19 protein-coding genes are annotated in these 18467 nt (G+C 56.1%); 9 read left to right on the top strand and 10 right to left on the bottom strand.

The window, feature by feature from the left end; genetic code table 11:
• The first annotated feature begins 9 nt into the window (after window positions 1–9).
• The 5 genes from HZS52_RS01335 to HZS52_RS01320 all read left to right on the top strand — a co-directional run bounded on the left by HZS52_RS01335 (window position 10) and on the right by HZS52_RS01320 (window position 3966).
• Window positions 10–750: an FAD-binding oxidoreductase gene (locus HZS52_RS01335; protein WP_027957775.1), complete on the top strand. Its 741-nt coding sequence runs from the start codon at window positions 10–12 to the stop codon at window positions 748–750.
• Between the two features lie 59 nt (window positions 751–809).
• Window positions 810–938 carry a hypothetical protein gene (locus HZS52_RS24590; RefSeq protein WP_261377686.1) on the top strand — a complete coding sequence of 43 codons (129 nt, stop codon included), beginning with the start codon at window positions 810–812 and terminating at the stop codon, window positions 936–938.
• Between the two features lie 560 nt (window positions 939–1498).
• Entirely contained in the window at window positions 1499–2596 is a 1098-nt protein-coding gene (locus tag HZS52_RS01330; RefSeq protein ID WP_190374042.1) for a 3-deoxy-7-phosphoheptulonate synthase, read from the top strand.
• Between the two features lie 80 nt (window positions 2597–2676).
• Entirely contained in the window at window positions 2677–3189 is a 513-nt protein-coding gene (locus HZS52_RS01325) for a DUF3087 family protein (RefSeq protein ID WP_022520177.1), read from the top strand.
• A 45-nt stretch (window positions 3190–3234) separates the two neighbouring features.
• Window positions 3235–3966 carry an MliC family protein gene (locus HZS52_RS01320; RefSeq protein ID WP_190374041.1) on the top strand — a complete coding sequence of 244 codons (732 nt, stop codon included), beginning with the start codon at window positions 3235–3237 and terminating at the stop codon, window positions 3964–3966.
• A 21-nt stretch (window positions 3967–3987) separates the two neighbouring features.
• On the opposite strand, the gene HZS52_RS01315 is transcribed toward HZS52_RS01320, so the two are convergent.
• A complete protein-coding gene (locus HZS52_RS01315) occupies window positions 3988–5058 on the bottom strand; it encodes a metal-dependent hydrolase (RefSeq protein ID WP_190374040.1) in 1071 nt (356 codons plus the stop codon).
• 128 nt (window positions 5059–5186) lie between these two features.
• Here HZS52_RS01315 and gloA point away from each other — a divergent pair, with 128 nt between their 5' ends.
• Together gloA and HZS52_RS01305 are read left to right on the top strand one after the other, a co-directional pair.
• The gene (gloA, locus tag HZS52_RS01310; protein ID WP_022520174.1) at window positions 5187–5627 is read left to right on the top strand and encodes a lactoylglutathione lyase; all 441 of its coding nucleotides are present in this window, start codon (window positions 5187–5189) and stop codon (window positions 5625–5627) included.
• Window positions 5628–5650: 23 nt separating this feature from the next.
• Complete coding sequence (locus HZS52_RS01305) at window positions 5651–6106, top strand: META domain-containing protein (RefSeq protein WP_035537745.1); 456 nt, start codon at window positions 5651–5653, stop codon at window positions 6104–6106.
• A gap of 9 nt (window positions 6107–6115) precedes the next feature.
• Here the strand turns inward: HZS52_RS01305 and HZS52_RS01300 are convergent, their stop codons facing one another.
• Complete coding sequence (locus HZS52_RS01300) at window positions 6116–7255, bottom strand: FAD-dependent oxidoreductase (RefSeq protein ID WP_190374039.1); 1140 nt, start codon at window positions 7253–7255, stop codon at window positions 6116–6118.
• 32 nt (window positions 7256–7287) lie between these two features.
• The gene (locus HZS52_RS01295; protein WP_190374038.1) at window positions 7288–8682 is read right to left on the bottom strand and encodes a GGDEF domain-containing protein; all 1395 of its coding nucleotides are present in this window, start codon (window positions 8680–8682) and stop codon (window positions 7288–7290) included.
• A gap of 165 nt (window positions 8683–8847) precedes the next feature.
• Here HZS52_RS01295 and HZS52_RS01290 point away from each other — a divergent pair, with 165 nt between their 5' ends.
• The gene (locus HZS52_RS01290) at window positions 8848–9243 is read left to right on the top strand and encodes a transcriptional regulator (protein ID WP_276316028.1); all 396 of its coding nucleotides are present in this window, start codon (window positions 8848–8850) and stop codon (window positions 9241–9243) included.
• Window positions 9244–9282: 39 nt separating this feature from the next.
• Here the strand turns inward: HZS52_RS01290 and HZS52_RS01285 are convergent, their stop codons facing one another.
• The 7 genes from HZS52_RS01285 to HZS52_RS01255 form a co-directional block, all read right to left on the bottom strand.
• Entirely contained in the window at window positions 9283–11445 is a 2163-nt protein-coding gene (locus HZS52_RS01285; RefSeq protein ID WP_190374037.1) for an FAD-dependent oxidoreductase, read from the bottom strand.
• Window positions 11446–11529: 84 nt separating this feature from the next.
• Entirely contained in the window at window positions 11530–12141 is a 612-nt protein-coding gene (locus HZS52_RS01280; protein WP_027957783.1) for a TIGR04282 family arsenosugar biosynthesis glycosyltransferase, read from the bottom strand.
• Complete coding sequence (locus tag HZS52_RS01275) at window positions 12131–12862, bottom strand: TIGR04283 family arsenosugar biosynthesis glycosyltransferase (protein ID WP_022520167.1); 732 nt, start codon at window positions 12860–12862, stop codon at window positions 12131–12133. Before HZS52_RS01275 ends, HZS52_RS01280 begins: the two co-directional genes overlap by 11 nt.
• The gene (locus tag HZS52_RS01270; RefSeq protein WP_190374036.1) at window positions 12828–13466 is read right to left on the bottom strand and encodes an ATP-binding cassette domain-containing protein; all 639 of its coding nucleotides are present in this window, start codon (window positions 13464–13466) and stop codon (window positions 12828–12830) included. Before HZS52_RS01270 ends, HZS52_RS01275 begins: the two co-directional genes overlap by 35 nt.
• Window positions 13467–13476: 10 nt before the next feature.
• Complete coding sequence (locus HZS52_RS01265; protein ID WP_190374035.1) at window positions 13477–15150, bottom strand: ABC transporter permease; 1674 nt, start codon at window positions 15148–15150, stop codon at window positions 13477–13479.
• Between the two features lie 2 nt (window positions 15151–15152).
• Entirely contained in the window at window positions 15153–16373 is a 1221-nt protein-coding gene (locus HZS52_RS01260) for an ABC transporter substrate-binding protein (RefSeq protein ID WP_190374034.1), read from the bottom strand.
• 30 nt (window positions 16374–16403) lie between these two features.
• Complete coding sequence (locus HZS52_RS01255) at window positions 16404–17447, bottom strand: aminoglycoside phosphotransferase family protein (RefSeq protein ID WP_190374033.1); 1044 nt, start codon at window positions 17445–17447, stop codon at window positions 16404–16406.
• Between the two features lie 339 nt (window positions 17448–17786).
• Between HZS52_RS01255 and HZS52_RS01250 the strand changes: the two genes are divergently transcribed.
• Window positions 17787–18302: a GNAT family N-acetyltransferase gene (locus HZS52_RS01250; protein WP_009288510.1), complete on the top strand. Its 516-nt coding sequence runs from the start codon at window positions 17787–17789 to the stop codon at window positions 18300–18302.
• Window positions 18303–18467: the final 165 nt, after the last annotated feature.

The following is an 18467-nucleotide window of genomic DNA, read 5'->3' as shown; positions in this document are numbered from 1 at the left end:
GAGGCTTTCATGAGTGCAAGGACGTTGACTTGCCAAGTCACCGAGGTTGAGAACTTAAGCCCCGATGTGTTTGGCGTGACGCTAACTGGGCGCGCCGAAGCCATGCAGCATGCGCCGGGGCAGTATTTAGAGCTTAAGCTGGATGACACCACCTGGGTGCCGTTTTCGATCGCCAGTGCCGATCGCAGCGATGGTGTTATCGAGCTGCATATTCAACACTGGCCGGAGCGGGATAACTCAGCGCGGCTGCGGGAACTGCTGCAGGTAGCCAATCAGCTCACGCTGCGTTTGCCCGGCGGTGAGTGCGTGCTTGATCGTGAGAGCGAAAGACCGCTGCTGCTGATTGCAGCAGGAACCGGTTTCTCCCAGATGAAAGCCATTGTCGAAGCGGTACTGCATGAACAGCCCGAACGAGAAATTTCGCTGTGGTGGGCCGCCCGCGAACACCGCGACCTCTATTTAGAGCAACTGGCCAGCCAGTGGGCGCAAACCCACGCCAATGTCTGCTTTCATGCGGTAACCGAATCGCCCTTGGAAGAGCCGTTAGCAGCGGGCGAGCGGATTGCCCATCACCTGGGTCGTATTGATCAGGTGTTGAAAACCGCAGATATCACGCCAGAAACCCATGATGTTTATATCTCGGGTTCGCCCAACATGGTCTACGCCTGCCTGGATGTGCTCGACACAAAAGGCATAAAGCTTGAGCGGGTGTTTTCGGATGTGTTTGCCTACGCACCCCGTTCTACTTAATATGACCGCAGCGTTGTAACGCTCCCCCTGATATAGCGTTGTCAAAAAAGGAGGCTAACATGGCCCAACACGACGAAAACTTTAAAGACGATTCTGGTTTCCTGTCCATCTTTCTAGGCTTGGTGGTGCTGGTTAGCATGAGCGCGCTGCCCGCTACTATTGGTTGGGTACAAGCTTTTAGCGGTTGAGTGTTGCCATTTGCAGCGCTTGCAGGCAGGATAAAACGACAACGCCATGGCGGCAGCCCTGTCAAACGATTCACTGGGGCTAGTTATTGCCAGCGTAACTAACAGAATCTAGCGGAATATGGGCATGCAACGACTAACCACACCACATACAGTGAACCCACAACCAGAATTGGTTGGTGGTTTTGCGTTTTATGGGTATTGGTTTAGCCACGGTGTGCCCCTGGCCGACGCCTAACGTCGCGCCACCAGGCACACCACTCGGTTGCCTGCCGCAAGCACAGAAGCCCCGGTCGGTAACCCCGTCGGGGCTTCTGGCGTTTTGGGGCCCCAGCGATTTATAGACTGAGCGATTTTCGGCAATAGTTATTCACCATTATTTCATCAAGGAGCAGCATCATGATTTATCGCGCACTGACTAACGCTTTCGCTACCAGCTTTGTGGGTTATGGCTATAGCTGGCGATTTAGCGACGCGCGGTCGGTGCTAGCTGCCACCTCCGACCGTGTTCACTTGGGTGGTCACACAACCATACGATGTCACACGATTGCGGAGAATTAATCATGAATGCGTCTGTCAGCCCTGTTATTAATAAAACCGTTGTATCCACTGCCCATGCTACTTCCCGGCTAACGCCCTCAGCGCCTGAGCCCAATGCAAAGCGGCTGCCTACCCCCGCCGAACTCAGGCAACGTATCTCGTTAAGCGACCCGCTAAGTGAGCAAATTGCCCGCCAGCGCCACGCCGTACAGCAAATTTTGAGTGGTCACGATGACCGCCTGCTCGTTGTCGTTGGCCCTTGCTCCGTTCACGACCCAGATGCAGCGCTGGAATACGCCGACCGCCTGGCTGTGCTTAGCGAAGAGATCAGCGAACGTATTTTGCCGGTCATGCGCGTCTACGTTGAAAAGCCGCGCACCACTGTGGGCTGGAAAGGGCTGGCCTACGACCCAGGCTTGGATGGCAGCGGTGATATGCCGCGCGGTTTGGCGCTCTCTCGTGAACTGATGCATGCCGTAGCCACTCGCGGCTTGCCGGTGGCTACCGAGCTTTTACAACCGATGCTGGCGCCCTACGTAGACGACTTACTAAGCTGGGTGGCGATTGGCGCACGCACCACCGAATCGCAACTGCACCGTGAGCTGGCCAGTGATTTGTCAGCGGCGGTGGGGTTCAAAAATGCCACCAGTGGCGATGTACAAGTGGCTATCGATGCCATGAGTGCGGCGGCCCACCCGCACCAGCGTTTCGCGGTAGACCCGCAAGGCTACCCGATCGTCCAGCAAACTGCAGGCAACCCGCACACCCACGTGGTGCTGCGTGGCGGGCACGGCGAGCCGAACTATCAGACACAACACGTACGTGCAGCAACCACTGCGCTGCGTAATGCTGGGCAAAACCCACGGCTAATGGTGGATTGCAGCCATGCCAATGCGCGTAAAGACCATCGCCGCCAGAGTGAAGTGATGCTGGATGTATTGGCGCAGCGTCAGGCAGGCGAAGCCAACCTGGTCGCGCTGATGCTGGAAAGTCACCTGTTCGAAGGCAAGCAGCCGCTCAAGCCTGGCGCCATGCGCTACGGCGTATCGGTCACCGACGCCTGCGTGGGCTGGGAAACGACCGAACACTTACTCAAAACGGCCGCGGAGCGTTTGGCGTAATTGCTTTTGTAAACGCTATTACTTGTTTGCCCTGGCCAGCCCCGTATCATAGGACGTTTGCAGCGATAATGAGGCTGGCCATGGTATTTACCCTAGAACATCACGACCCCGAGACCTACCGCCGCAAAGCCCGCATGATCAGCTTTGCCATGGCGGGGCAACTGATTATTTTTGGCCTCCTGTTCTCAATGCTCCTTACCTCCACCTTTGGCAGCAGCCTATGGCTCAATGCCCTAGGCGTGCTACTTGGGCTATTGGCCACCAGCGCGCTATTTGCCGTGTTGCGTGAGCGCCCATGGATGACGGAGGTGCGCTATGTCTGGCAACTCAAACATCATTTGTCGCAAGTCAGTGGCTATCTTTCGCAACTGCGCAAAGCGGTGGAAGAGAGCAACCGCACGGCGCTGGATCTGCTCACTTTCTATCACCAGGGCATGGCGCAGTTGGCGGAGCTTAATGGGCGCACTACCGATGATGACGCCGAACGGCTAGCGGAAAAAATGCAGGTTAAAATCAAACGCGAAGAGCTGGGGTTGCCCCCGCAGGTGGAAAGTATCGATACGCATGATCTGCAGGCGTTCAAACGTGGGTAAGAAGTTCAGCAAGCAATAGAATTAGTTATATAGGGAGCATGGCATATGAATACGTTAAAAGCATGGGGTGGGGCCATCGCCGCAGTCGGTATGATGGTGATACTCGGGGGGTGTGCAGCCACGCCCTCCACAGAAACTAAAGCCGCTAACCAAGCAACGCTGGATAACCGGGCACCCTTTCTGCCCTCGGCGCTTTTTCCCGGCTCTGCCCAGCGTTTTGATGCGTGGCACTGCGAACCCGCTCAGCAGCACTTAGTGGCTGCCACCAACGCCAACGATTTGCGCCTATGGTCGCTGCACGGCGCATGGCGGTTGCCCCAAGCCGTCGTGGCCAGCGGCGCCCGCTACCAAGATGGTGAGATCAGCTTCTGGAACCGGGGTGACGAGGCGCTAGTGGAAACGCCACGAGGGCAGTTGCAGTGCTCGCTGGCCGAGCAGCGTGACGCCTTAACCCGAGCTGAAAAGCCCGGCGTGATGTTCTTTGGTCAGGGTAACGAACCGGGCTGGACGGTTGCATTAGCTAATGACACGCCGACACTGATGATGGAAACGAACTACGGGGAAGAGCGTCTCCAGCTACCTTATATGGTTAGTGTGATGGACAATGAAGCTGGTCGAGTCGTGATTGAAAACGCTGACGTGAAGCCCTTTTTCCGCGTGCGTATCGATGCTGGGGCCTGTTTCGATAATATGAGCGGCAAGCCTTTTCCCGCTCGCGTTACGCTGACCTATGGCGGGGAGCAATATAGCGGCTGTGGCCAAGGTATTGCTCCCTAAGGAATCTAATAAAGCGCTAGCTCAGCAGCGATAAACCACACGCTCGGCCCGCCACTCATGCGCCTCGAAATCGCTGGCGCACAGGGCCGAGGTGTTACCTGCGGCACGAGCGGCGAGGCGCGATAGCGTTTGCATCTGAATACCGCGGGTACTCTCCAACTGTTCGCTTACCGCAAGCGGTACCCAGTGTTCTTCCTCTAACGTTGCCAGGGTAAAGCTAAACGGATGGAAGCCTGGGAAGCCGAGCCGAATATCGGTAGCGATCAGCGTCTCTTTTCCTTCTAGCAGCCGCGTTTCATAGCGTAAAAAAGAACCCGCAAACCACATTAAACGCTCTCCCTGTTGGCTGGCCAGGGCGAACGCCTCTAGCCCAGCGTTACGAATTAATGGTTCGAAACGCGGTTGACGGTCGCCGTCAAACACACTAATCAGGCTTTCATGGTAGCGCTCCCCGTCGATTACCGTGGCGCGCCATAGCACAATGTTAAACGGCGTTGGCTGTATCAGTAGCGGAGCCTCTTCAAGACCCTGTTCTGCCAGGGCAGGGGCAAGACGTTGCTCTACCATTAATTTCGCCCCCGCTGCCATCATTAGGTAAACACTTGTGATGACCAGTCCCCATGTGCAGGCTTTGCGTACCCGCTGAGAGACCAAGGCAACGCCCAAGGTAAATAGCAGCGGCAGTGTATAGAGCGGATCGATAATAAAAATAATCGGCCACGCGGTGGGAGCAAGATCAAGCGGCCAAAGCAACTGGGTGCCGTAAGTGGTTAGCGCATCAAGCAAAGGATGGGTAATCAGAATAAGCGCAAAAAAGCACCACCAGCGGGGTAGGCTAATATCTTTTGCAGGAGCAAATCGTGTGCATAGCAGCGCCAACAGGGTGGCTAACCCTGTTAGTACAAAAAGCGAATGGCTAAAACCGCGATGCTCGGTGACATTAGCCACAGCGTCGCCATAATCCAGCGCTACATCAAAATCGGGCAGGGTGCCGAGTACGGCACCGATAAGGATGGCCTTACGGCCAAGGCGGCGGCCCAGTACGGCCCCGCCAATGGCTGCGCCAAGCGCGGCTTGAGTGACTGAATCCACAGGTTTCTCCGACGGGTAAACCCAGCTAAGATAAACGTTATAATTTAATTATACAGCGTTGCAGCGATTTATTTCTGTTGTCACGTTTTTGTAAAGTATGACCAAGGCCGTTTTTAACAGGAGTCGATATGCAATATCTACATACCATGGTGCGTGTCAGTGACCTGAATGCTTCGCTGCATTTTTACTGCGATCTGCTGGGTCTTAAAGAAGTTCGCCGAAAAGAGAACGAGAAAGGACGCTTCACGCTAGTGTTTCTGGCCGCACCAGAAGATGAGCCACGCTCAGAGCGGCTGACGGCTCCGGAGCTTGAGCTGACGTATAACTGGGATCCCGAAGAGTACACCGGTGGGCGTAATTTCGGCCACCTAGCCTATCGGGTGGATGACATTTATGCGCTCTGCCAACACCTTCAGGACAACGGCGTGACGATTAACCGCCCACCTCGTGATGGCCATATGGCGTTTGTTAAATCACCGGACGGAATCTCTGTGGAGTTGCTGCAAAAAGGCGATGCCCTAGCGCCACAAGAGCCATGGGCTTCTATGGAAAACACCGGTAGCTGGTAACAATGACAAAAGGAACGATCACCATGAAAGGTTGGCGCTTATTACCACTGTTGGCTTCCGCTGCGCTACTGTTAAGTGCTTGTAGCAGTTCGCCGGGGCCAAGTTCTACACCACAACGGGGCGCCAACGATGCCTCGCTTGAGGGCGCCATTGTTGAACAGCGTTGGAACCTACTGTTGGTGGGCACCGATGAGCGGCTCTCCATGCCGGAAACGCCTTTTTTCCAGATTTCAAAAGAGGGCAAAGTTAGCGGCCACGACGGCTGTAACCGCTTTACTGGCGAAGTAACACTCGGTGAAAACCAGCGCATTGAGTTTAGCCCGTTAGCCACCACCCGCATGGCGTGCCCGCAAATGGGCGATGCCAAGCGGGTCACGGATATGCTGGAGACCGCCTATCGGTATTTGATTGACCATGATCGGTTGGTCTTCTTTGGCCCGGATAGCCGGGTGCTAGGCGGCTGGCGCGAAGGTAACTGATTCAGCCAGTTAGCCTTCAAAAGGCGGATTGAAGCGGGCGATAAAGCGCGCATCAATCCGCTTTTTCCATTGCCATACCCACTTGCCGGATACCCCAAAGCCTCCGCGGCTGGCAATCGCGTGGCCGTCGCCAGTGCCAATGAGTGCCAACACCCGTTTGGGTGGCTGCCAGGGGAGCAATGGTTCGCCGTGGCAGGCGCGGCGAAGGTTATCTGCTAAGTGTGGCCCCATGCGCACCGCATAAACCCCTGCGTTGGGCAGCGCTGGGGTAAACGCTGCACAGTCGCCAGCGGCAAACATATTCGGCTGGTCGCTAACCTTCAGTGAATGGTCAACGCGGATAAAACCGTGTTGATCCAACGGCAGCCCAGTCCCTGCCAGCCATGGGTGGCCGACAGCCCCCGTTGCCCACAGGACGATGTCCGCATCGATGCGTTTACCGTTCTGGGTGGTTACTCCGCCTTCAATCAGCGTTTCGCCGCGTTGTTCAACGTGAACGGTAATCCCTGCCTGTGACAGCGCGCGTCGCATTAGCCAGCGTGGCACGTGCCCGGCATCGGGCAATAGAGCGTTAGAGGCGCTGAGCAAATGCCCCTGCCAATCAATATCCGGGCGCTGTTTGCGCAACTGAGCCAGTACGCTCATCAATGTTTCACAGCCCGCAGCGCCACCGCCAACGCCTACCACCCGTTGGGCGCCGCCGCTGGGTAAATGGCTAATATCATTTTGCAGTGCCTGCCAGCGCTGGTGCAGACTACTCAATGGGCGCATGGCGAGTAGCTTGGGGAGGTTCTCCCCATGCTGCTGAGGAGACGTCAGGGTCGAACCGATGTTGACGGAGGCCACGTCAAAGTTAACGCGCTCGCCATTTGCCAGCACTACGTAACGCTCCTGGGTGTTGATCGTGTTCGCTGGGGAAAGAATTAGCCGAGCATTGGCTCTTTGGCACAATGCTTCCACGTCGATCTGTGTCTTGCGCAGCGTACACTCCCCCGCTAGCCATGCGGGTACGCTGCCGGAGTAAGCTGCTAAAGGACTATCACTCACCACGGTAATCGCGATGCTTGGTTCAGGCTGTTCGGCAAAGGCTTCGAGTACAAAGGCGTGGGCATGGCCCGCACCCATGAGTAATAATTGCTGCATGGACATCGCCTATAGAAGAAGCAAGGTGCTGTTGGGGATTAACAGACAAAGACTTGGTTTTTACCCGCCAATTTAGCCAGATACATGCCTTGATCCGCCCGCTCAAATAGCTGGCGAGGCCGGTCGCCGGGCTGGGCGAGGGTCAGGCCGATACTGATTGTTAATTGGCCAGCGATGTCGAAGATGTGTTGCTCCACGTTGCGGCAGAGCCGGTTAGCCAGCTTTAGACTAGCGTCTTGGTCAAGCCCCTTGGATATAATGACGAACTCTTCACCTCCCCAACGCCCAAAGTGATCCTCATGTCTCAACGTTTCCTGCACTAACTGAGCCATATTACGCAAGATATCATCGCCGGTTGCATGCCCATAGGTATCGTTAATATTTTTAAAATCATCAATATCAAACATCAACATGGCAAAACTGACTGACGAATTGATCAAATCCTCAATCACCAGCTCTGTATAGTAGCGGTTCCAGCATTTTGTTAAGGGGTCGGTGTGGGCCAAGCCCTCAAGGCGTTGATTGGTTTTGGTTAACTGGCGGTTGAGATGAACGACCTCCTGGGCCGTTATGGCCACGGCTAAATCGTCGGCCAGCTCAATCATCATGGAGGCTTCCTGCGGCATCCAATAACTCAAGACGTCTTGAAGCATCGTATCAGCAACCAGAGCCGGGAGTAGCGGCTGTTGGCGAAATAGTAGTAACCAACCCAAGGAAGCATTGGCGACGCTTAGCGGGGCCGCTAAACCTCCTTGGCAGCTGCCATTCAGCTCGGCGATTTCGTCATGGGGATTGTGTTGATTCAACAGCTGTAAATGATGAAATAACTGGTGCTTCGAGGGACACTCGCCAAAGCAGTGAAGATCGCCCTGATAAGCCAGCGCAATGCCTTCGGCCTGAAAAATATCGCACCAGCTAGCGCCATGATGCTGCAAAATATCATCAATGGAAGTCAGTTTTTTAATATCTCTGGACAGCAATCTGCGGCGAGACTTTAAACCTGATTGGCGAGTGACCATACGCTCTGCTTTTAACAAGCGTAAGCGTTGGGATGCAAGATCGACGAGTAGCTGGATCCACTTGCCAGGCCCAGCGTGAACCGCAGGTGGATGCCCAATATACCCCCACACTTCATGCTCGCCCTTTAGTTCATACAGTTGCAGCTCTGAAGCGGCTAGGTCGTCGTAACAATGAATAGCGAGCAACGCGTGGTGAGAGGCGAGGGTACTTTCCAACGGATAGTAGTACGCCAAACGAAGGTTTCCTGTGCTTAAGCGGCGATAAAGTGCCACTGGTTGACCCTGGGTAAGCGCATGCAGCGTTTTGGTCAGCAGTTCAAAAAGCTCGAGAGGGGTTGCCGAGCGGCATAGTAGCGCCAGCTTATGACACAGGTCGTCGAGATTTTGCACCGATGGAGATAGTGTGCCACTCATTCTGAATGACTCCTCAAGCGCCGCATTTCAGCGCTTAGCATAGCAACTCGCCTAATACTGCTAAGCGAAAACTCGAAATTGAATTAATGATTCAATCAAAAGGTGAACCGTTATTCAACTGTTATTGAACAATCGCTTCACATTGGTGGCATGAATGAAAAAATCATGTTCGCCGAGCGTCTAAAAGCGGCACTGGAAGCAGCGGGTTACGAAGCGCGGCCGTCAGTGCTTGAGCGGGAATTTAATCTGCGCTATTGGGGAAAGCCGATCACGTTTCAGGCCGTTAGGCGCTGGCTGCGTGGTGATTCGATCCCCAGTCAGGATAAGCTCCAGGTTTTGGCTCGCTGGCTGTTAGTCGACCCGCACCACTTGCGCTACGGCGCCAGCACCGCTTATACGGTCAGCGAACCTTCCGCAAGTTGGGACGTTTCATCCACCAGTGAAGAGCGCCAATTGCTGGCACTCTACCGGGAGCTTCCCGCTGCCCAGCGTAAAGTAGTGCGCGAAATTATTGAAACATTCGCCAAAGTACACCCGCCTGCTAATGGGCGAAACGACTAGGCGCGCTTCTTGTTCCTAATTATGTTTCAACTTGGTGCGCTAGGAATCAATTGTTTTAGCTGACTTGTCACCGCGTCGCCAATTGAAGTAGTGCTTCAATAGTGCCAGCACTCGTTCGGGCTTGTGGGCGTTTTTCCACACCCCGGCCGTGGCCTTTGCCGCCTCGCCCAGCGTGGGGTAGGGGTGGATGGTACCCAGTAGTTTGTTGAGGCCCAGACCGTGTTTCATGGCGAGAGTAAATTCGCTCAGCCATTCACCGGCGTTTTCCGCCACGATGGTTGCACCGAGAATCTTGTCTCTGCCGGGCACGGTAAGCACTTTGATAAAGCCTTGAGTGGCGCCTTCGGCGATGGCGCGGTCGCTTTCGCCCATGGCGTAGCGGGTAACTTCAAAGGCAATGCTCTGTGCGTTAGCCTCTTTTTCGTTTAATCCCACCCTTGCCACTTCCGGCTGTACATAGGTGACGGCGGGCATATAGCGGTAATCCACCGCAAAGCTTTTCAGCTCGCCGAACAGCGCATTGACGGCCGCATGCCACGCCTGGTGAGCAGCAGCGTGGGTAAGCTGATAAGGCCCTGCCAAATCACCGCAGGCCCAGATATTGGGTAGGCGGGTTTGCAGGCGCTCGTTAAGTTCAAGGGGGCCCGCTTGGGTGGTCGTGATGCCCAGCGCTTCGAGCCCTAAGCCTTCCACATTGGCCTGGCGACCGGCACTCACCAGCAGGTAGTCCAACGGTAGTATTTTGCGGTCGCCGTCATGCTCCACCACTAGCTGATAGCCTGTCTCTCCGTTGAGAACTTCCAACGCCCTGGCATCGGTCATCACCGACACGCCTTCGCCCGCCAGGGTGCTTTCGACTAGCTCACCGACCTCTGGATCTTCACGGCCCAGCAGTTGGGAGACGCCTTCCACCAGGGTGACCTGGCTACCCAGGCGGGCAAAACTTTGGCTCAGCTCGCAGCCAATGGCGCCGCCGCCCAATACCACTAAGCGTTTGGGCAACTCAGTGAGCGACCAGAGGTTCTCGGAAGTTAAAACGGGGGCGCTTTCAATACCTGCTAGCGACGGCACCCGGAGCCGTGCGCCGGTGGCCAGCACGATATGCCGTGCAGTCAGCGTTTTATTGCCCACCTGTACTTCCCAGGGCGAGATCAGCCTGGCGTGCTCTTGGTACACCTCAACACCCAAGCCGTTATAGCGCTCTATACTGTCGTGGGGTTCGATATCGCTAATCGCCTGATGCACATGGCCCATCACCTTGGCAAAGTCGACCTGCGGCTCGCTGGCAGTCACTCCGAACCGGTGTGCGGTGCGAATCTCATGGGCGGCGCGGGCGGCACGAATTAACGCTTTAGACGGAACGCAGCCGGTATTCAGGCAATCGCCGCCCATCTTGTGTTTTTCCACCAACGCCACTTTGGCGTTCACGGCGCTGGCGATATAGCTGGTAACCAGCCCGGCTGAGCCGCCGCCGATCACCACAATGTCGTAGTCAAAGCCCGCTGGCCGGGTAAAACCTTTATAAGCTTTGCGCTTCTGAACCAGCTGTACAATGCGTCGAGCTATCCAGGGGAAGATGGCCAGCAGTAAAAACGAGGCGATAAGCGTCGGTGAAAGAATACCCCCCAGGCTCTCTAGCTCGCCCAACTGCCCACCCGCATTCACATAGATGGCGGTGCCGGGCAGCATCGCGAGCTGGCTTACCCCGTAAAAAGTGACGGTTTTTATGCGCGTTAGACCCATGACCAGGTTGATCATAAAGAACGGAAATACCGGCACTAAACGCAGGGTAAATAGATAAAGAGCGCCATCGCGCTCCACGCCGCGATTCACCGAGGCAAACTGGCGTGGAAAGCGCTTTTCGATAGGGCCACGGAAAAGAAACCGTGAAAGTAGAAAGGCCAGCGTGGCCCCCATGGTGCTGGCGAAGGAGACAATCAGTAGCCCCCAGCCGAGCCCAAATAGCGCACCGCCAAGTAAGGTCATCAGCGTGGCGCCCGGCAGTGAGAGCGCCGTTATCACCACATAAACAGCAAAAAAGATCCCCGCTACCTGCCAAGGATTTTGAGTAAATGCCGTTTGGAAGTCGCTTTGGTATGCTTTGATGGTTTCCAGGGTGAACCATTGATGGGCACCGCTAATGAAAAACACGCCAATGGCTGTGATCAGTAGCGCTGCAATAATCAAACGTTGTCGGGTCACAATAAAAACTCCAGCGCTAATAAGGGAAGTATCGGTTGTCACTGAGTGAGGAGAGTGCCCGTTTCCTTACACTGAAACGGCTAATTAGAGATTCTCTAGCTCCTTCCAGCGCTGCCAGTCTTCAGGGCGATCCACGTCCCAAATAGTCGCGGGGTAGGCGACCTGGAGGCCTAATGCTTCAATGCGCTGCTGCGTGGTGGTCAGCACGCGTTGGGTACCCCAGGGGATATCTTCAAACAACGCAGGGTAGTCTTGCCGGGTACCCACAAAGCCGTAGCCGCCATCTTCGGCGGGCAACATCACCACCTCAAAGCTGGCTAGCTGCTGTGCGCAGGTGGTGATTAGCGCGCTGGTGATGCTTGGGCAATCACTGCCCATTAGCATAGCGGGCCCTGGAGTACTGTTCAGGGCATGGCGAACCCTTGCGCCTAAGTCACCCTCTGGCTGGGCGCTTAGCGTCACACCAAATGCCTCGCGAAGCTCGATAAACAGCGGGTGGGCGTGATCAAGCGCTGTCCATAGTGTGACATTGGCGGCAGGCAGCGCTTTGCAGGCATTTGCGACGCAGTGGCGTACCAGCTCCGCGTGGGCGTTGGCCGCACCTTCCAAACCGAGTAGGGGCGACAGGCGCGTTTTAGCTTGCCCCGCCAGCGGCGCTTTGGCTAGCAGGTGCAGGTGGGGCGTTTCAGCGGGCATCGCGATACTCCTTGGCGAGTTGGGTTGCGCTAACGCCGCGCCAGTAGCGGTAGCGCAGCCGCCACATCAGGCGGATCGTTTTCCAAGCGCCGACCTCATCCCAGCGCCTGCCCGAGCTTACCACTTTCGCCTGCAAACAGGCGGGCCGAGACACCCGTTTGAGTCGTTTAGACAGTTCAATGTCTTCCATCAGTGGCTGTTCGGGAAAACCACCGGCTGCTTTGAAAGTGCTCGCGCGCATAAACATGCCCTGGTCGCCGGTGGCGATGCCGGTGAGCCGTGAGCGTTGGTTCATCATCCAGCTCACCACGGGCAGCCAGCCGCTGCGGCCTGCAAGCTCAATATCAAAGCGCCCCCAGGCGTGGCCGTTAAGCGCTTGGGTTATCTGCTCAACGGCGTTCTTGGGCAAGTGAGTATCCGCGTGCAGGAACAGCAGTGCGGGCGCAGTGGCATGCTGAGCGCCCAGGTTCATTTGCAATGCTCGTCCGGCTGGGCTACTGAGCACTCGATCTGCTAGTGGTTTGGCAATGTGAGCGCTGGCATCACTGCTCCCGCCATCCACGACAATGATCTCAACGGGTATCGCAATGCGCTGGTCGCGCAGTGCTTGCAGCGGCGTCAGTGACGCCTCAATTCCCGTGGCCTCGTTAAGCACCGGTATCACGATGCTCAGCCGAGGTGGTTGGTCAGCCGAGCTCAATAACCGGCCCTCCTGCTGCATTGGCGTCCTCGTGGTCGTGGGTGACCAGGAGCGCAGGCAGGCCTGCTTCGCGCAGTTGGCTAAATACCAGTGTGCGCATCTCCTGGCGCAGCGCCGTATCCAGCTTGGAAAACGGCTCGTCCAGCAGCACCGCCCGCGGCTTGGAGAGCAGCAGGCGCATCAACGCCACGCGTGATTGCTGGCCGCCGGAAAGGGTGGCGGGGTCGCGGGACTCAAAGCCTGCTAGCCCAACCTGTTCAAGTGCCTGAGTAACCTGCTGGCGCTTGTCTTTTAGATAGCGAGGCAGTCCGAAGCGCAAGTTGCCGCCCACGCTTAAGTGCGGAAATAGCAGCGGATCCTGAAACAGAAGCCCGATGTTGCGCTGTTCTGCGGGAAGGCTGAGCAAATCGCGCTCGCCCAGCCATACGCCGCCGCTGGCGGTGAATTCGCGATCAAGAAAGCCTGCAATATACGCCAATAAGGTGGATTTTCCCGACCCCGAAGGCCCCATTACCGTGAGTACTTCACCGGAGCTAATCGTGGCATCCACTGCCAGTAACTCACGGCCTGCCAGGGCGATGCTAATTTGCTCAAGGCGTAGCGGCGCGCAAAAAGAAGCTGTCACATTGTCCCTCTTAAGTAGCTAAATCACGGCGGTGGGTACCCAATAAACGGGGCAGCCCTAGCGCAAGCATAAAGCCAATCAACGGCAGGCCCGCCTGCACTAATGCCCAGACGCCGATTAAACGTCGATTACTGCCAGAGGCAAGCGCGACTGCCTCTGTCGTCACGGTGGTCACGCGGCCCGCACCGAGTAACTGGGTGGGTAAGTATTGGCCAATACTCACTGCCAAGCCTACGGCAAACGCTGTTAACAGCGGCGCGAGCAACAGCGGCAGGCGAACCCGCCAAAAAGCGGAGCTGCGTGACACCCCCAGTGAACGCGCTACCTTTAACCAGCGTGGATCCAATTGGCGATAGGTTTCGGCCAAGGAGAGGTATACATAAGGCAGTACAAACAGCAGGTGACCAGCGATAACCAGACCAAGTTGAGGGCGAATGCCCAGGCTTTCAGCGGCTACGATTAGCCCAAATAGAAACGCAATTTGCGGCACCAGTAGGGGCAAATAGAGTAACCATAACGCGCGCTTGGGTTGAATGTGCTGACGGTGTTCATTTTCCAGCGTTGCTAGCACTAGCACCGTGGCCAAGGCGGTAGAAACAAGTCCAATCAATGCCGTATTGACGAGTGGCGTGACCAGCATAGAGCCGCTGCGTTGCCAGTGATCCAGCGTTAGCATCTGCGGCAACACTTCTGGAAAGCGCCAAAAACCGGCCAGTGAAAATAGCCCCAACCCAACCAAGGCCGCCAGCGCTGTGATACTCGAAAACAGTAATGCCGAGCGGCCAACTATGCGCAGGATGATTTCGCCGCGCTGGCGGCTGCCATTGATCAGCCAGCGTCGCGTCAATATGCGGATCAGTTGTTCTAGCAACCACCAGCACAGCAGTGCAGCGACAGTGACGCCCAGTTGCAGTACCGCCGCCGCCGAGGCCATAAAACGATGGCTGATATCCGGGTCGTTGAACCAGCTCAAGATAGACACGCTCAGCGTGGGGGGCAGCTTCGGGCCAAGAATCAACGCCATATCGACGACCGAAGTGGCATAGGCGATCACTGCATAAACCGGCAGGCGAATCAGTGGGTAGAGTGAGGGAAGCACCGTTTTTAACCAGCCAATGGTGGGGGAATAGCCTAGCGACCTCGCCAGCAGTAAGCGTTTCTCCGGTGCTAACTGCGGCAGTGCCGCCAGGCTCATCAGTAGCAAAAACGGTACCTCTTTTAGCACCAGCCCCGCCATCAGGGAGAACCCCCAGGGATCGTTGATGATCAGCGCGTCTGGGGGGCTCTCCCAGCCCGTTAGCGACGGCGATATCAGCCGTGCCACCAAACCCGAAGGGGCAATCAAAAAGGCAAATCCAAAGGCGATAGCAGCGTGGGGGATGGCGAGCAGCGGTGATACCAACCGTCGTATGCCGCGATCTAGCCAAGTGCCTCGACTGGCGGCTAAAAACAGCGCCACAATCACCAGCGCTACGGCTGTGCTGACTAACCCGCTGGCAAAGCTAACCACCACCGAACGGCCTAGCCCCGGCTGGGCGAACAGCATTTGCCAGGGGGCTAAACTAGCGCCATAGCCGCCTAGTGCTGGCAAGTAGCCAAACGCAGGCAGCAGCACCATCATAAGACCCGCCCCAACGGGGAGTACTAGCAGGGCAATGATGAGTGCTGGGGCCAGTCGCAGCATCGTTAGTTAACGCCGTAACGCTCAAGCCAGGCATTTTGCAGGGCGGTCATCCAACTAGGGTGTGGTTCGGGTAGGGTGTTGGACAACGCGTCCGCCGGTAGCTCGGAAGGATGGCGATCCCCTTGCTCAAAAAGCGTTTGGGTCTCAGCGTCTAGCTGATCGATATCCAGCACGCTGCGGTCTCCCCACATCGCTAGCGACTGCTTTTGCGCCTGAGCTTCCGGTGAAAGCAGGAAATTGGCGAGCACCATGGCCCCGGCTTTATGCGGCGAGTTATAGGGGATCGCCACAAAGTGAACGTTACCCAAAGTGCCGCCTTCCAGCACGTAGCTGCGCACGCTTTCGGGCAGCTCATACTCCATGACTGCCACGGCGGCATCGGTGGGGTAGAACGAAAACGCTAAACTTAGCTCTCCGTCGCTCATCAGCGTGCGCAGGTTGGGGCCAGAGTCCGGAAAGGTACGACCACTACGCCACAGGTGCGGGTGCAGCGCATCTAAATAGGCCCACAGAGGTTCTGTGACGGCTTCAAAATCGCTTTCTGAAACCGGCTGGTAAAGTGCCTCCTCCTGATCGGTGAGTTCGATCAGCGCTTGCTTTAAAAAGGTGCTGCCGGTGAAGTCGGGAATACGCGGATAGCTGAACTGGCCGGGATTGGCGTTGGCCCAGGCGAGTAGTGCCTGCATATTCTGGGGTGGAGTCTCGGTTTGAGCGCTATCGTAAAAAAAGGTGATCTGCGCCTTACCCCAGGGCGATTCATAGCCTTCTGTAGGTAACGTGAAGTCGGTCACCACCTCAGGGTTATCGGCGGCATTGGTGAGCGCAAAATGGGGCAGCGACTCAGCGAAGGGGCCAAACAGCAGGTCGCTTTCGCGCATCGCAGCGAAGTTCTCGCCGTTGATCCAAATCAGGTCGATACTGCCCTCGGTGTGGTTGCCCGCCTGCTTTTCTGCCAGTACCCGAGCTACCGCGCTGCCGGTATCGTCCAGCTTTACGTGTTCCACATCGACGCCGTACTGTGCCTGCATTTGCTCCGCCACCCAATCGATGTAGCGATTGGTGCGCGTATCACCGCCCCAGGCATTCCAGTAAACGGTTTGGCCTTCGGCTTCCGCTACAACACTTTGCCAATCGCTGGGATCAGGGTTTGCCATGACCGGTAAAGAGAAAGCCAGCATCGCCACGGCAATCGTAGCACCCAGGGAGTTGCGTTTATTCGGCATCGCACACCTCATATCAGTAGGAGAAAAACGTTATAGGGTGGCTTGCAAGCACTGAAGCTCGCTATGAACGTGATCAATCGTCGGCAGCGAGAGGTAGTGTTCAACGCGGTCACGTACGTGATCGATTACTGCCGGGTCGGTGAGTTCCGCGGACCAGTCTTCGCCGCGTTGCTGGGCATCCTTGGCATTCAAGTGCTGGGCGCGCCACTTGGCACACCAGGTCAACGACCAGAGCCAGGTAGCGCGGCGGCAGGCAACCAGGGTGTTTGTATCGGGCGACTTATCCATGTTGGCTTGCCAGCGGCGATAAAAGCTAATCACGTCACTTAGCGATAGCACCGCTTGGCTGCTTACGTCCCAGGTGGTCGAGGTGTAGAGGCTGGTGTGGGCGAGGTCGATACCCGGCAGGCCGTAGCGGCACTTCTCTAAATCCACCAACACCGCGCGGCCATCGTCGTGGATTAAGAAGTTGCCAGGGTGGGTGTCAAAGCTAATCAGTGTCGGCGCGGCATCGCTTAAGTGAGGTGGCAGTAAGTCCAGCTCCTGCTTAATGCGCTGGGTGACCTTGCTCGAAAGTTGCGCGTCGCTCAACCAGTTAGCCTGCTGACGCACTTCATCTATCATCGCTTGCCATGGGTCTTCGGGGGCAAGCAGTGGTGCCTGCTCTGCGACACTGGGCAGCGGTTGGCTATGCAAGCTGGCTAGAGCATCCGCGATGGCAGGCAGGTCTTCCGGCAACTTGGCCAAGCGGCCACGGATAGCCTCAACCAGTAGCCCACCCCGGGGCAGTGCCTCGCTCGGCGGCAGAGTGTCGTAAAGCGTTGGCGTGTGTCCTCCAGGGCTAGAGCGCTGGTAGCAGGCAGTCTGATAGGCAAGGTTCTCGCTAGGCGGCAGATTCATCTGACTCTGCTTCGGCAGTCGCGCCACCCAGTCATCGCCCACGCTGCGATGGATCCACACATGATCATGGGCCAGCCCGGTATCCGCCATTGGCGTAAGCTCATGGTATGCAATCCCGGCCCGCTTTAATTCGCTTGCCAGCGCCTGTAAACGCGCTTCGGTTGGTGTCGGCATAGAGCAGTCCGTGTCGTTGCTGAATCAGCGATGCCACTTAGTGGCCGTTCTTGTACCAACCTTACACGTTTCGTAAGAAAATGTGGTTAAAGTGAGTGGTAAGGGGACCAATATGTCATGCGCTAGCGCTGCATAGATATTATGAGTCATAACTAATAAGTTAATTATCTTCGATATATATACCGCTCATGAAAATGTATCTTTCCGATGGTGGGGCAGATGATTCAAGTGCCAACAGGTCGTAGCAGCTCGCCAGAGTTACAGGAAGAGATGCTTGCGCGTTACGCACAGGATCTTTAGCACCTCAGGGGCCCCTCATCATGCAGGAAGATCTCGATCATGAGTGACGTAAAGAGCAGAGTATTAACCCCGCAAGATTGGCAGCTTTATAAGTTGGCGCGGTTGAACTCTCTTGAGGATGCGCCTGACTCTTTTGGCTCAACTTACGAGCAGGAAGTAACGCTCTCAGACACTGAATGGCAGACACGCTTGGATCTGAAATGGCGAGGCCTGGACGCTCTGCCCTTAATTGCTGAGTTGGAGGGCCAAGCGGTTGGCCTAGCCTGGGGGGTAATACATGAGCCCGATACGAAAATGGCGCATATCTACCAAATGTGGGTTTCACCTGCGCTGCGAGGGAAGGGGATCGCCAAGTCTCTTCTATATGAAATTAGTACCTGGGCTGTAAATAAAGGGTGTGAGTGTATAAAGCTCGCAGTAACAACAAGCAACGAAGCTGCAGTTGGTTTTTATACCTCGTCTGGATATCTTCCAACGGGGCCGCTTGAAGCGCTGAGGGTTGGTTCCGCGCTTATGGTGCAGCCAATGGTTAAACGGTTGGGTAATACGCAATAACACTCAGTCTGAGTGAACCGACATAGTAGCCGACAGCTTCAAATTCAAAAATATCAAATTTAATTTAAAAGAGCATTTCTGTTAGCCCAATGCTCTCAGTACAGCCTTTGGTTCCTTGGCAACGATATGCAGTAATGCCAGCGCTGGACCATGGGAAGTGCGATC

The organism is Vreelandella titanicae, assembly GCF_014697095.1.
Lineage (GTDB): Bacteria > Pseudomonadota > Gammaproteobacteria > Pseudomonadales > Halomonadaceae > Vreelandella > Vreelandella titanicae.
This window is presented reverse-complemented; position numbering and strand designations above follow the sequence as displayed.

Coding starts and splice junctions, on each gene's coding strand:
- HZS52_RS01335 (WP_027957775.1), top strand. CDS start 10: ATGAGTGCAAGGACGTTGACTTGCCAAGTCACCGAGGTTGAGAACTTA.
- HZS52_RS24590 (WP_261377686.1), top strand. CDS start 810: ATGGCCCAACACGACGAAAACTTTAAAGACGATTCTGGTTTCCTGTCC.
- HZS52_RS01330 (WP_190374042.1), top strand. CDS start 1,499: ATGAATGCGTCTGTCAGCCCTGTTATTAATAAAACCGTTGTATCCACT.
- HZS52_RS01325 (WP_022520177.1), top strand. CDS start 2,677: ATGGTATTTACCCTAGAACATCACGACCCCGAGACCTACCGCCGCAAA.
- HZS52_RS01320 (WP_190374041.1), top strand. CDS start 3,235: ATGAATACGTTAAAAGCATGGGGTGGGGCCATCGCCGCAGTCGGTATG.
- gloA (WP_022520174.1), top strand. CDS start 5,187: ATGCAATATCTACATACCATGGTGCGTGTCAGTGACCTGAATGCTTCG.
- HZS52_RS01305 (WP_035537745.1), top strand. CDS start 5,651: ATGAAAGGTTGGCGCTTATTACCACTGTTGGCTTCCGCTGCGCTACTG.
- HZS52_RS01300 (WP_190374039.1), bottom strand. CDS start 7,255: ATGTCCATGCAGCAATTATTACTCATGGGTGCGGGCCATGCCCACGCC.
- HZS52_RS01295 (WP_190374038.1), bottom strand. CDS start 8,682: ATGAGTGGCACACTATCTCCATCGGTGCAAAATCTCGACGACCTGTGT.
- HZS52_RS01290 (WP_276316028.1), top strand. CDS start 8,848: ATGTTCGCCGAGCGTCTAAAAGCGGCACTGGAAGCAGCGGGTTACGAA.
- HZS52_RS01280 (WP_027957783.1), bottom strand. CDS start 12,141: ATGCCCGCTGAAACGCCCCACCTGCACCTGCTAGCCAAAGCGCCGCTG.
- HZS52_RS01275 (WP_022520167.1), bottom strand. CDS start 12,862: ATGCAGCAGGAGGGCCGGTTATTGAGCTCGGCTGACCAACCACCTCGG.
- HZS52_RS01265 (WP_190374035.1), bottom strand. CDS start 15,150: ATGCTGCGACTGGCCCCAGCACTCATCATTGCCCTGCTAGTACTCCCC.
- HZS52_RS01260 (WP_190374034.1), bottom strand. CDS start 16,373: ATGCCGAATAAACGCAACTCCCTGGGTGCTACGATTGCCGTGGCGATG.
- HZS52_RS01255 (WP_190374033.1), bottom strand. CDS start 17,447: ATGCCGACACCAACCGAAGCGCGTTTACAGGCGCTGGCAAGCGAATTA.
- HZS52_RS01250 (WP_009288510.1), top strand. CDS start 17,787: ATGAGTGACGTAAAGAGCAGAGTATTAACCCCGCAAGATTGGCAGCTT.